Origin of the sequence: Microbacterium sp. W4I20, from assembly GCF_030816505.1 — a bacterium.
Taxonomy (GTDB): domain Bacteria; phylum Actinomycetota; class Actinomycetes; order Actinomycetales; family Microbacteriaceae; genus Microbacterium.
Window position 1 is genome coordinate 3262277 of sequence record NZ_JAUSYB010000001.1, and the last position, 12550, is coordinate 3274826.

Below are 12550 nucleotides of genomic sequence, written 5' to 3' on the forward strand. Positions count from 1 at the left end.
TTCGCTGCGTGGGAACCCGCAACAGCTGCCACGGGAGCGAAGGCGGTGGTCAGACGTGGTCGCGCCAGGAGTGCTGCGGGTCGTAGCGCAGGATGCGGCGGGCCTTGTCGATCGACAGGAGCGTCTCGTTCGGCCCGAACTCGCCCTTCACCGGCACGTCGGGGAAGACCTCGGCGAGCAGCTCGGCGTTCGGACGCGTCATCACCGTGTCGGCCGCCGCGATGATGAACCGGTCGAATCCCGGAGCGGCGTTCTCGAGTGCGCGCTGCACGGCCTGCGCGCCGTCGCGGGCGTCGATGTAGCCCCAGAGGTTCCACTTGCGGCGCGTGGCGTCGGCATCGAATGAGGGGAACTCGGCGTAGTCCTCCGGCACCATCACGTTCGAGAACCGGAGCGCCGTGATCGACACCTCCGGGTGCCAGCGCACGAGCTCGGTCGCCAGCTGCTCCTCGAGCGTCTTCACGAGCGAGTACACCGATTCGGGACGCGCGGGGTAGTCCTCGTCGACCGGCACGTAGGGCGGCGGCACATCGAACGGCAGGCCGAGGACCGTCTCGCTCGACGCGTAGACGATACGACGGATGCCGAGCCGCACGGCCGCCCAGAACACGTTGAACGTCGCCGGCATGTTGTTGTGGAAAGTCGCGACATCGCTCCGGATGCCGGGGGCCGGGATCGCCCCGAGATGCACGACTGCGTCGATGCCGTCGTGGGTGTCGCCGACCGCCGTGAAAGCGTCGATGACCTGGCCGTAGTCCGTCAGGTCGACCTGCACGAAGTCGGGGCCGCGGGCGCCCGTGACGTCCATGCCGATGACCTCGAAGCCGTGGGCCCGCAGTTCGCGGGCGACGACACGGCCGAGCTTGCCCGATGATCCGGTGAGAGCGATGCGCATGTCTCCAGAGTGGCACGCCTGCCGGCCGGTCGGGTCGGGCGTCGGTTTCCGGGGGTCGTACACTCAACGGCGTGAGTGAGTCGAGCAGCACGCCAGGACGCACGGTCGGCGTACGCGACGTCGCCGCGCTCGCCGGAGTCTCCCGCCAGACCGTGTCCCGGGTGCTCAACGACCACCCCGACGTCGCCCCGGAGACGCTCGAACGGGTGCGCGCGGCGATGGCCGAACTCGGCTACCGCATGAACAACGCCGCCCGCGCTCTCGGCACCCGGCGTTCGCGCACGCTCGGGGTGCTGGCGTCGGACGCACTGCAGTACGGACCGTCGCGTAGCATCGCGGCGCTCGAAGCGTCCGCCCGCGGCGCGGGCTACTGGGTCAGTGCGGCCTTCGCCGAGGCAGGCGATGCCGACGCGGTCGTATCGGCCGTGGATCACCTGGTCGCGCAGGGGGTCGAAGGGATCGTCGTGGTCGCCCCGCACGCCGGCACTCTGGCCGTGCTCGACGAGCTGCGGATCGGCGTTCCGGTGGTGACACTGCACTCGGCGGGCCACGGCTCGCGCGGACTCTCGGTCGACCAGGCGGCGGGCGCACGGCTCGCGGTCGCGGCGCTCGCCGATGCCGGACACGTCCGCATCGCCCACCTCGCCGGGCCTTCGGACTGGCTCGAGGCGGAATCGCGGGCCGAGGGCTTCGCGGCGGAACTCGCGTCCCGCGGCCTGGGCCCAGGTCCGGTGATCGCGGGGGACTGGTCCGCGGGATCGGGGTATGCCGCGGTCGGCGCGGTGCGCGCCTCGGGCGTGACCGCGGTCTTCGCGGCGAACGACCAGATGGCGCTCGGACTGCTGGGTGGCCTGCACGAGGCGGGACTCTCGGTGCCCGGCGACATCAGCGTGGTCGGCTTCGACGACATTCCGGACGCGGCGTTCTACTGGCCGAAGCTCACGACCGTGCGGCAGGACTTCGACGAGCTGGCGCGCCGCGCGGTCGCCGCCGTCGTCGGCGGCACGGACGCTGCGGCCGCGGACCTCGCCCCCGTCGCCCCGGTGCTGATCACCCGCGACTCGGTCGCCCCGCCGCGCTGATCTGGGGCCCCGCCCCGGCCGCGTCTCCCCGCCCGGCCGTGCACAATTCAGCAAGAATGCGAGCGCGGCTGCACAGCACCCGCGGAATCCCGGGGGCCGCCCGCACACTCGCAGGCATTCTGGAGGAGTTGTTCACGCCCGGCCGCCGAGCCTCGCGCCCTTGACGCCCCGGCCACCCCCGTGACACACTGCTGTGACCGGTCACAGTGGCCGGAGAGAACCACCGAGGTCCTGTGAGCAACGAAGCCCCCGCGTTCGGTCCCGACATCGACGCCGCCATCGCCTCCGTCCGCGCCGACGTCGCCCGACTGCACGGCGAACTGGTCCGCTACGGGCTCGTCGTCTGGACCGGCGGCAACGTCTCCGGTCGCGTCCGCCTTTCTGATGACGGGGGCGCCGACCTGTTCGTCATCAAGCCCAGCGGCGTCAGCTACGACGATCTCGCGCCCGAGAACATGATCCTGTGCGACCTCGACGGCACCGTCATCCCGGGGACCCCGGGCAGCGACCGCTCCCCGTCGAGCGACACCGCCGCGCACGCCTACGTCTACCGGAACATGCCCGAAGTCGGCGGGGTCGTGCACACGCACTCGACCTACGCCGTCGCCTGGGCCGCCCGCGGCGAGGAGATCCCCTGCGTGATCACGGCCATGGCCGATGAGTTCGGCGGCCCGATCCCGGTCGGCCCCTTCGCGATCATCGGCGACGACTCGATCGGCCGCGGCATCGTCGAGACGCTCAGCGGCCACCGCTCCCGCGCGGTGCTGATGCAGAACCACGGGCCCTTCACGATCGGAAAAGACGCGAAGGATGCCGTGAAGGCCGCGGTCATGGTCGAGGATGTCGCCCGCACCGTGCACCTCGCGCGCGAGGCAGGGCCGCTGATCCCGATCCCGCAGGCCGCGATCGACAGCCTCTTCGACCGCTACCAGAACGTGTACGGACAGAGTCAGGACGCCCGCCGATGACCCTTCGACAGGGCTCAGGGGCCGATGCGTCGGCCTCCGCCGCCGACGACATCCGCGAGGCCCGCACCAGCCTCGGCATCGAGCTCGGCTCGACGCGCATCAAGGCCTGCCTGATCGGCTCCGACCCCACCGAGGTGCTCGCGACCGGATCGTTCGCCTGGGAGAACCGGCTCGAAGACGGGCTCTGGACCTACGCGATCGACGAGGTCTGGGCAGGACTCCAGGCCGCTTTCGCCGCGCTCCTCGACGACGCCGAGCAGCAGCACGGCATCCGCCCCACCACGTTCGGCGCGATCGGCGTCTCGGCGATGATGCACGGCTACCTCGCCTTCGACGAGGCCGGCGAGCTCCTCGTCCCCTTCCGCACCTGGCGCAACACGAACACCGGCCGCGCCTCCGCAGAGCTCGGCGACACCTTCGGAGTCAACATCCCCCTGCGCTGGTCCATCGCGCACCTGCACCAGGCCGTGCTCGACGACGAACCGCATGTCGCTCGGCTCGCGAGCGTGAACACCCTCGCCGGCTACGTGCACGAGAAACTCACCGGCGAGCGGGTGCTGGGCGTCGGTGACGCATCCGGCATGTTCCCGATCGACTCGGCCACGCACGGCTACGACGAGCGGATGCTGCGCGCCTACGCCGCCCTCGCCGGGGACCGTCTTCCCCGCCCGCTCGACGAGCTCCTTCCGGTCGTGCTCCCCGCCGGAGCCGCCGCCGGTACCCTCACGGCCGAGGGCGCCGCCCTCCTCGATCCGACCGGAACCCTGCAGCCCGGCATCCCGCTCTGCCCGCCCGAGGGCGACGCCGGCACCGGCATGGTCGCGACGAACTCGGTCGCACCCCGCACCGGCAACGTCAGCGCCGGCACCAGCATCTTCGCGATGGTCGTGCTCGAGCGTCCGCTGACCGAGGTGCACAACGAGCTCGACCTCGTGACGACACCGGCCGGCGACGCGGTCGCGATGGTGCACTGCAACAACGGCGCCAGCGAGCTCGCCGCCTGGGCCGGGCTCTTCACCCGGTTCTCGGCGGCCGCCGGGCAACCGCTCGATGACGACGCCGTGTTCGACGCCCTGTTCCGCGAAGCCCTCGAGGGTGAGGCGGATGCCGGAGGCCTGCTGGCCTACAACCATCTCGCCGGCGAACCCATCGCCGGACTCGACGCCGGACGCCCGCTGTTCGTGCGCACGCCGGACAGCGCGTTCACGCTCGCGAACTTCATGCGGTCCCAGCTCTACGGGGTGTTCGGCACGCTCGCGCTCGGCATGCAGGTGTTCGCGGCCGAGGGCGTCGGACTCGACCGGATGTTCGCGCACGGGGGCATGTTCCGCACCGCCGGAGTGGCGCAGCGGTTCCTCGCCGGCGCGCTCGGCGCCCCTGTCGCGGTCGGCGAACTGGCGTCCGAGGGCGGAGCGTGGGGCATCGCGGTGCTCGCCTCATACCTCTCCCACGCCGACGACCTCAGCCTGCACGTCTATCTCGACGAGCGGGTGTTCGCGGCAGCATCCGTCTCGCTCGTCGAACCGGATCCGACGGACGTCGCCGGCTTCGCCTCCTACCTCGACCGCTACCGGGCGGGACTGGCCATCGAGGCCGCCGCCGTCGCCTCTCTCTGACGCTTCGACAAGCTCAGCGACCCACCTCCTGAAAGGCACACTCATGGCCCTCACCACTTCGCTCGACGGCTACGAGGTCTGGTTCCTCACCGGCAGCCAGCACCTCTACGGCCCCGAGACACTCGCGCAGGTCGCCGACCAGTCGCAGGAGATCGCGCGGCTGCTCGACTCGTCCGACGAGGTGCCGGTGAAGATCATCTGGAAGCCCGTCCTGACGGATGCCGCGGCCATCAAGCGCACCGCCCTCGAGGCCAACGCCGACGACCGCGTGATCGGACTCGTCGCCTGGATGCACACGTTCAGCCCCGCCAAGATGTGGATCGCCGGGCTCGACGCGCTGCGCAAGCCGCTCGCGCACCTGCACACGCAGGCGAACGTCGAGCTGCCCTGGGCCGACATCGACTTCGACTTCATGAACCTCAACCAGGCCGCGCACGGCGACCGCGAGTTCGGGTACATCCAGACGCGCCTCGGCGTGCCGCGCAAGACGATCGTCGGGCACGCGTCCGACCCGCGGGTGCGCCGCGAGCTCGGGACCTGGCAGCGTGCGGCGGCCGGCCTCGCGGCATCCCGCGACCTCAAGCTCGCCCGCTTCGGTGACAACATGCGCTTCGTCGCGGTGACCGAGGGTGACAAGACCGAGGCCGAACTGCGGTTCGGCGTGCAGGTGAACACCTGGGGCGTGAACGAGTTGGCGGATGCCGTCGCCGCGGCATCCGACGCTCAGATCGCCGCGCTCGTCGCGGAGTACGAGGAGCTGTACGAGGTCGCACCCGAACTGCGGAAGGGTGGCGATCGTCACCAGTCCCTGCGCGACGGCGCCGCGATCGAGATCGGACTGCGGTCGTTCCTGGAGGAGGGCGGCTTCGGCGCCTTCACCACCTCGTTCGAAGACCTCGGTGCGCTGAAGCAGCTGCCGGGTCTCGCCGTGCAGCGGCTGATGGCCGAGGGCTACGGCTTCGGCGCCGAGGGCGACTGGAAGACCGCGATCCTCGTGCGCATCGCGAACGTCATGGGCGCGGGTCTGCCGGGCGGCGCGAGTCTCATGGAGGACTACACCTACGACATGACCCCGGGCGACGAGCTGATCCTCGGCGCGCACATGCTCGAGGTGTCGCCGTCGCTGACCACCGCGAAGCCGACGCTGGAGATCCACCCGCTCGGCATCGGCGGCAAGGACGACCCGGTGCGCCTGGTCTTCACGGCCGACCCCGGACCCGCCGTGGTCGTGGCGCTGAGCGACATGCGCGACCGCTTCCGCCTCACCGCGAACGTGGTCGAGAACGTGCCGCCGCGGGCCTCGCTGCCGAAGCTCCCCGTCGGGCGGGCCGTCTGGAAGCCGCAGCCCGACTTCAACACCTCGGCCGCGGCCTGGCTCACCGCCGGTGCTGCGCACCACACGGTCATGTCGACCGCCGTGGGCATCGAGGCGTTCCGCGACTTCGCCGAGATGGCCGAGGTCGAGCTGCTGGTGATCGACGACGCGACGACGCTGCCGGAGTTCCAGAAGCAGGTGCGCTGGAACCAGGCCTACTACCGTCTCGCGCAGGGCATCTGAATGAGCGGGGTCACTGAGCCTGTCGAAGTGTCCGGACGCCACCTGCGACTCGCCGCGCACGGGTACGAAGCGGCGATCGCGAGCGTCGGCGCATCGCTGCGGTCGCTCACCTTCGACGGACGCGACCTCGTCGTGCCGTTCGAGGCGGATGAGGTGCGTCCGGCGTACCGCGGTGCGACGCTCGCGCCCTGGCCGAACCGGATCGTCGACGGCACGTACCGCTTCGGCGGGGCCGTGCATCAGCTGCCGCTCACCGAACCCGAGCGCGGGCAGGCGCTTCACGGCCTGCTCGCCTGGGCCGAGTTCGGCGATCGTCTCGTGCTCGATGACCGCGTCGTGCTCGCCGCGGTGATCGAGCCGCAGACCGGGTACCCGTTCCGCATCGAGGTGGAGGTGGAGTACCTCCTCGACGCCGACGGACTGCAGCAGACGGTGACCGCGCACAACATCGGAGCGGATGCTGCACCCTGGGGCACCGGCCCGCATCCGTACCTCGTCGCGGGCCCCGGTTCCGGTGCCCGACCGGTCGACAGCTGGACCCTCCTTCTTCCGGCATCCGAAGTGCTCACCGTCACTCCCGATCGGCTCAGCCCGATCGCGGTGGAGTCGGTGGCGCAGCATCCGGAATGGGACTTCCGCACCGCCCACCCGATCGGCGACGTGTTCATCGATCACGCGTTCACCGGGCTCGCGCGCACCGACGGCGTCGCCGAGGTGCGGCTGACGACCGACGACGGCACCGGGGTCGCGATCGCCTTCGACGAGCGCTGCCCCTGGGTGCAGGTGCACACCGCCGACAAGCCCGAGATCCCCGGCATCCACCGGATCGGCCTCGCGGTCGAGCCCATGACCTGCCCGCCGGATGCCTTCAACTCCGGCACCGATCTCCTGACGCTCGAGCCCGGCGCGACCCACGCCGCGTCCTGGCGCATCCGGGCTCTGTAGGTCGCACCCGGCCTTTCGAATCGCGCAACTGGGGCAAAAAACGCGCTGAAAGTCCCCATTTGCGCGATTCGAAAGCAACGGGGCATACCGCGACCGAGACATCCGGGTCAACCCGGTGCGCCGGCATCCTCCGGCGGAGTATCACGGTATCCGGGAGGCGACGGTGTCTCCGGAAGAGGAGTTCCCGTGTCCGCATCCGACGTCGAGGTCAAGAAGGTCAAGTCGCTGGTCCCGGCGCGGATGGACCGCCTGCCGTGGTCGCGATTCCATTGGATGATCGTCGTCGGGCTCGGGTTCTCCTGGATCCTCGACGGCCTCGAAGTGCAGATCGTCGCGGCGAACGGCTATGCCGCGACCCTCGGGATGGGGCCCGCGGAGGTCGGCCTGGCGGGCACCTGTTATCTGCTCGGACAGGTGTTCGGCGCCCTGGTGTTCGGGCGGCTCACGGACCGCCTCGGACGCAAGAACCTCTTCCTCGTGTCGCTCGCGGTCTATCTGGTCGGATCGGCGGTCGCGGGCTTCGCCTTCGCCCCGTGGTTCTTCTACATCTGGCGCTTCGTCGCCGGCGCGGGCATCGGCGGCGAGTACGCGGCCATCAACTCGGCGATCGACGAGATCATCCCGGCGAGGTACCGCGGACGCGTCGACATCGCGATCAACGGCACGTACTGGGGCGGAGCCGCGCTCGGAGCCTTCGCGAACATGTTCTTCCTCAACACCGACATCCTCCCGGCCGACATCGGCTGGCGGCTCAGCTTCTTCCTCGGACCCATCCTCGGGCTCCTCATCATCTGGCTGCGTCGCCACATCCCGGAGAGCCCGCGGTGGCAGATGACGCACGGACGTGAGGAGGAGGCCGAGCGCAACGTCGACCAGATCGAGGAGAGGATCCGCAAAGAGGGCAAGACCATCCCGCCGGTCGACGAGTCGAAGGCGATCACCGTCAAGGAGTACGGCCAGGTGCCGCTGCTCGTGATCGCGAAAGTGCTGTTCAAGAAGTATCCGCGGCGCACGCTCGTCGGCATCACGATGATGGTGACGCAGTCGTTCCTCTACAACGCGATCTTCTTCACCTACGCGCTGGTACTCGAGAACTTCTACGACACGCCCCCGGCATCCGCCTCGCAGTATTTCATCGTCTTCGCTGTCGGCAACCTCACCGGTGCGCTCGTGCTCGGGCACTTCTTCGACACCTGGGGCAGGCGACGGATGCTGTTCCTCACCTACACTCTCGCGGGGGCGATCCTGCTGGTCAGCGCGTTCCTCTTCAACGCGGGGATGCTGAACGCCGGCACACACACCGCGTTCTGGTGCGCGTCGTTCTTCTTCGCCTCGGCCGGCGCCTCGGCGGCGTACCTCACCGTCAGCGAGATCTTCCCGCTCGAGCTCCGCAGCCAGGTGATCTCGTACGTGTTCTCGATCGGCCAGCTCGTCGGGGCCATCGCGCCGGTGCTGTACGGATCGCTCATCGGCCAGAGCGCCGAGACCGGGGATCGCGGCCCGCTGTTCTGGGGCTACGTCCTCGGCTCGGCGATCATGATCTTCGGCGGCGTCATCTGCGGCATCTTCGGGGTGAGCGCGGCCGGCAAGTCGCTGGAGGACATCGCCGACCCGCTCTCCCTCGTCGCCGACGAGGACGCCGCCGAGAAGAAGGAGTAGGAGCGGGTCAGCCGGCGAGGACGGATGCCGCCTGGCGCGCAGCGCCGAGGGCGACGTACTCCTCGGATGCCGGAACCTCGACCGGGATGCCGAGCACCTCGGGGGCGATCGCCCGCACCGCTTCGGACTGCGCACCGCCGCCGATGAGCAGTGCACGCCGCAGCGGCACTCCCTCTTCGCGCAGCGCGTCGAGGCCGGCGCCGAGACCCGACAGCATCCCCTCGACGGCGGCCCGCGCGAGGTTCTCGCGGGTCGTCGAAGCGAGACTCATGCCGCTGAGCGTCGCGGTCGCATCGGGCAGGTTCGGCGTGCGCTCACCCTCGAAGTAGGGCACGAGCGCGAGGCCGGCCGCGCCGGACGGCGCCGCGAGGGCCAGGCGGCTCAGCTCGTCGTGATCGACGCCGAGGAGGGATGCCGTCACGTCGAGCACCCGCGCCGCGTTGAGCGTGCAGACCAGCGGGAGGAAATGTCCGTCCGCGGAGGCGAACCCGGCGATGATCCCGGAGGCGTCGGCCGACGGCGTCTCGCTCACGGCGAAGACCGTGCCGCTGGTGCCGATCGAGACGACGACGTCGCCGGGTCCCGCACCGAGACCGAGGGCGGCTGCGGCGTTGTCGCCGGCTCCGGGTGCGACCAGACGCCCCGCGGCATCCGTCACCGACTCGTGCGCGCTGAGCACCCGCGGCAGCACCGCGTCGTGCCCGAGCGCGGCGACGAGGAGTTCGCGGTCGTATTCGCCGGTCGCGGGGTTCCAGTATCCGGTGCCCGAGGCGTCGGAGCGGTCGGTGACCAGCTCGTCGAGCACGGGTCCGCGCGGCGAGGCACCCTCCGGACCGAAGCCGCGCAGCCGCCAGGTGAGCCAGTCGTGCGGCAGGGCGATCGCCGCCACCCGCTCCGCGTTCTCGGGCTCGGCGTCCCGCAGCCAGCGCACCTTCGAGATCGTGAAGGATGCCACGGGCACGACGCCCGTGCGATCCGCCAGTTCCTGCGCCCCGAACTCGGCGACGAGGTCTGTGGCCGCATCCGCCGAGCGGGTGTCGTTCCAGAGCAGCGCATCGCGGATGACCGCGCCCGACGAATCGAGCGCGACCATGCCGTGCTGCTGGCCGCCGATGGCCCAGGCCTCGATGTCGTCGAGTCCGCCCGCGTCGGCGATGGCCGCCTGGAGCGCGGTCCACCACGCCTCGGGGTCGACCGCGGTGCCGTCGGGGTGGGAGGCGCGACCGGTGCGGATGACCGCACCGGTCGCGGCAGTTCCGCTGAGCCCCGACGAAGTGTCCGCCACGATGACCTTGCACGACTGCGTCGAGGAGTCGACGCCGAGAACCAGGGCCATCAGCGGATCAGCGTGCGCCGAGCAGGTGCTCGGTGGCCAGCTGCTGCAGACGCACGAAGCCGAAGCCGTGGCCACCCAGGTAGGCGTCGGCGTCGAAGTCCTCGTAGGCGCTGCGGTCGGCGAGGAAGTCGTCGTAGCTCTCGCCCGGGTTGAGCGTCGGCGTCGAGAGCTCGGCGACCTTGGCGGCGGCCAGTGCCTCCTGCACCTCGGGGTCGGCGCGGAAGGCCGCGGCGCGCTCCTTCAGCAGCAGGTAGGTGCGCATGTTCGCGGCGGCGGAGTCCCAGACGCCGTTCTCGTCCTCGGTGCGGCTCGGCTTGTAGTCGAAGTGACGCGGACCCTCGTAGGCCGGCACCCCGTTCGGGCCGCCGTTCTCGAGCAGGTCGACGAGCGAGAACGCGTTGTGCAGGTCGCCATGACCGAAGACGAGGTCCTGGTCGTACTTGATGCCACGCTGTCCGTTGAGGTCGATGTGGAAGAGCTTGCCGTGGTACAGCGCCTGGGCGATGCCGGCGGTGAAGTTCAGGCCGGCCATCTGCTCGTGCCCGACCTCGGGGTTCACGCCGACGAGTTCGGGACGCTCGAGCGAGTCGATGAACGCGATCGCGTGGCCGAGGGTCGGCAGCAGGATGTCGCCACGGGGCTCGTTCGGCTTCGGCTCGATCGCGAAGCGGATGTCGTAGCCCTTGTCGGTCACGTAGTCGCCGAGCAGGTTGACGGCCTCGCGGTAGCGCTCGAGCGCCGCGCGGATGTCCTTGGCGGAGTCGTACTCGGCACCCTCGCGGCCACCCCACATGACGAAGGTCTTGGCTCCGAGCTCGGCGCCGAGGTCGAGCTGGCGGAAGACCTTGCGGAGCGCGAAGCGGCGCACATCGCGGTCGTTCGAGGTGAAGCCACCGTCCTTGAACACGGGGGCGCTGAACAGGTTGGTGGTGACCATCGGCACGATCAGGCCGGTGTCGGCCAGCGCGCCCTTGAGACGGTCGATCTGCGTCTGCCGCTCGGCATCCGTCGATCCGAACGCGAACAGGTCGTCATCGTGGAAGGTGAGACCGTAGGCGCCGAGCTCGGCGAGCTTCTCGACGGCGTGCACGACGTCGAGGGCCGGACGGGTGGGTCCGCCGAACGGGTCGGTGCCGTTGTAGCCGATGGTCCAGAGGCCGAACGAGAACTTGTCTTCGCGGGTCGGGGTGAGGCTCATGATGCTCCTTCGCATGGTGGCGGTCAGCGGCGCGCCAGAAATTGTTGTGAGCAACAACATATAACGTGGAGCAAGAGATGTCCAGCCTTCTAGACTGGCCGGGACCGAATGCGAGGACGATGTGACGGATGCTCCGGAGGAGCTCGGCGGAGCGCCGGCACCACGCGAGAACGGCGACGGCGTGCGAGCTCGCAACCTGGCGCGGGTGCTGCGGCTCGTCCACCGCGGCGGCGCGCAGTCGCGTGCCCAGCTAACCGCCGCGACCGGCCTCAACCGGTCGACGATCGCGGATCTGGTCGGAGAGCTCGTGACGGAGGGCTGGGTCGTCGAGCGCGATCCCGACCCGGTCGGACGGGTGGGGCGTCCGTCACCCGTCGTCGAGGCGTCGCCGCAGACCGTCGTGATCGCGGTGAACCCCGAGATCGACGCGGTGGAGGTCGCCGCGATCGGTCTGGCCCATAACGTCGCGGTCCGCGAGCGCATCGAATCGGCATCGCTGCTGGCCGCAGGCGAGGTCGCCGCCCTCGTGGCCGACGTCGTCGAGCGCTGGCGGCGCGGCCCCCTGGAAACCGCTCGGATCGTCGCGATCGGCGTCGCGGTCCCGGGCCTCGTGCGCGCGGCCGACGGACTCGTCCGCAACGCTCCGCACCTCGGCTGGACGGATGCTCCGCTGCGGGCGCTGATCGCCGAGGCCACCGGGCTGCCGGTCGCGGTCGGCAATGACGCGAGCCTCGGCGCACTCGCCGAGCATCTCTTCGGCGCGGCGCAGGGCGCCGATGACGTCGTGTACCTCAACGGCGGGCCCTCCGGCATCGGCGGCGGCATCATCGTGCACGGCGCCCCGGTCGGCGGCGTGGGCGGCTATGCGGGGGAGTTCGGTCAGAACCGGGTCGGCGACGGGAGCCCGACCGTGCTCGAGGACGAGGTCAGCCGGGCCCGGCTGCTCGACGTGCTCGGCCTCGCAGCGGCCGACGAGGCGACGCTGGCGGAGGCGCTCGCCGCGGCATCCGATGATGGACCGGTCCGCGCGGAATGCGAGCGGCAGCGCGGCGTGCTCGCCCAGGCGATCGGGGATGCCGTCAACATCCTCAACCCCTCGGTCGTGGTGCTCGGCGGGTTCCTCGCCCAGCTCGAGACGCTCGATCCCGAGGGCTTCGCGGCGGACGTGGCGGGATGCGCGATGCCGGAGAACGCGGAAGGACTCCGCATCCTGCCGGCGTCGCTCGCGGCCGACCGGCTGCTGCTGGGTGCGGCGGAGCACGCCTTCGCCTCGGCCGGCGTGATCTGACGGCC

10 protein-coding genes are annotated in these 12550 nt (G+C 70.5%); 7 read left to right on the forward strand and 3 right to left on the reverse strand.

Annotated elements, in window-relative coordinates; all coding sequences use genetic code 11:
- Positions 1-49: 49 nt before the first annotated feature.
- Positions 50-895: an NAD(P)-dependent oxidoreductase gene (locus QFZ21_RS15825; RefSeq protein ID WP_307379454.1), complete on the reverse strand. Its 846-nt coding sequence runs from the start codon at positions 893-895 to the stop codon at positions 50-52.
- Between the two features lie 71 nt (positions 896-966).
- On the opposite strand from QFZ21_RS15825, the gene QFZ21_RS15830 reads away from it, so the two are divergent.
- The 6 genes from QFZ21_RS15830 (at position 967) to QFZ21_RS15855 (ending at position 8723) form a co-directional block, all read left to right on the forward strand.
- The gene (locus tag QFZ21_RS15830) at positions 967-1977 is read left to right on the forward strand and encodes a LacI family DNA-binding transcriptional regulator (RefSeq protein ID WP_307379456.1); all 1011 of its coding nucleotides are present in this window, start codon (positions 967-969) and stop codon (positions 1975-1977) included.
- A 233-nt stretch (positions 1978-2210) separates the two neighbouring features.
- Positions 2211-2945 (forward strand): L-ribulose-5-phosphate 4-epimerase, encoded by a 735-nt coding sequence (locus QFZ21_RS15835; protein ID WP_307379458.1) that lies wholly within the window; start codon positions 2211-2213, stop codon positions 2943-2945.
- Positions 2942-4561 (forward strand): xylulokinase, encoded by a 1620-nt coding sequence (locus QFZ21_RS15840; protein ID WP_307379461.1) that lies wholly within the window; start codon positions 2942-2944, stop codon positions 4559-4561. Before QFZ21_RS15835 ends, QFZ21_RS15840 begins: the two co-directional genes overlap by 4 nt.
- Before the next feature lie 43 nt (positions 4562-4604).
- A complete protein-coding gene (gene araA / locus QFZ21_RS15845) occupies positions 4605-6119 on the forward strand; it encodes an L-arabinose isomerase (protein ID WP_307379462.1) in 1515 nt (504 codons plus the stop codon).
- The gene (locus QFZ21_RS15850; RefSeq protein WP_307379464.1) at positions 6120-7064 is read left to right on the forward strand and encodes an aldose 1-epimerase family protein; all 945 of its coding nucleotides are present in this window, start codon (positions 6120-6122) and stop codon (positions 7062-7064) included.
- 186 nt (positions 7065-7250) lie between these two features.
- Positions 7251-8723, forward strand: a complete 1473-nt coding sequence (locus tag QFZ21_RS15855) for an MFS transporter (protein WP_307379466.1) — start codon at positions 7251-7253, stop codon at positions 8721-8723.
- Between the two features lie 7 nt (positions 8724-8730).
- On the opposite strand, the gene xylB is transcribed toward QFZ21_RS15855, so the two are convergent.
- Both xylB and xylA read right to left on the reverse strand, forming a co-directional pair.
- Positions 8731-10059, reverse strand: coding sequence for a xylulokinase (xylB, locus tag QFZ21_RS15860; protein WP_307379467.1), 1329 nt, complete (start codon positions 10057-10059; stop codon positions 8731-8733).
- Between the two features lie 7 nt (positions 10060-10066).
- Entirely contained in the window at positions 10067-11257 is a 1191-nt protein-coding gene (gene xylA / locus QFZ21_RS15865; protein ID WP_307379469.1) for a xylose isomerase, read from the reverse strand.
- Between the two features lie 121 nt (positions 11258-11378).
- On the opposite strand from xylA, the gene QFZ21_RS15870 reads away from it, so the two are divergent.
- Positions 11379-12545 carry an ROK family transcriptional regulator gene (locus QFZ21_RS15870; protein WP_307379472.1) on the forward strand — a complete coding sequence of 389 codons (1167 nt, stop codon included), beginning with the start codon at positions 11379-11381 and terminating at the stop codon, positions 12543-12545.
- The last annotated feature ends 5 nt before the right edge of the window (positions 12546-12550 follow it).

What these genes read in the sequence shown, in the direction of transcription:
- araA (WP_307379462.1), top strand. Translation starts at nt 4,605, where the DNA reads ATGGCCCTCACCACTTCGCTCGACGGCTACGAGGTCTGGTTCCTCACC.
- xylB (WP_307379467.1), bottom strand. Translation starts at nt 10,059, where the DNA reads ATGGCCCTGGTTCTCGGCGTCGACTCCTCGACGCAGTCGTGCAAGGTC.
- QFZ21_RS15825 (WP_307379454.1), bottom strand. Translation starts at nt 895, where the DNA reads ATGCGCATCGCTCTCACCGGATCATCGGGCAAGCTCGGCCGTGTCGTC.
- xylA (WP_307379469.1), bottom strand. Translation starts at nt 11,257, where the DNA reads ATGAGCCTCACCCCGACCCGCGAAGACAAGTTCTCGTTCGGCCTCTGG.
- QFZ21_RS15840 (WP_307379461.1), top strand. Translation starts at nt 2,942, where the DNA reads ATGACCCTTCGACAGGGCTCAGGGGCCGATGCGTCGGCCTCCGCCGCC.
- QFZ21_RS15850 (WP_307379464.1), top strand. Translation starts at nt 6,120, where the DNA reads ATGAGCGGGGTCACTGAGCCTGTCGAAGTGTCCGGACGCCACCTGCGA.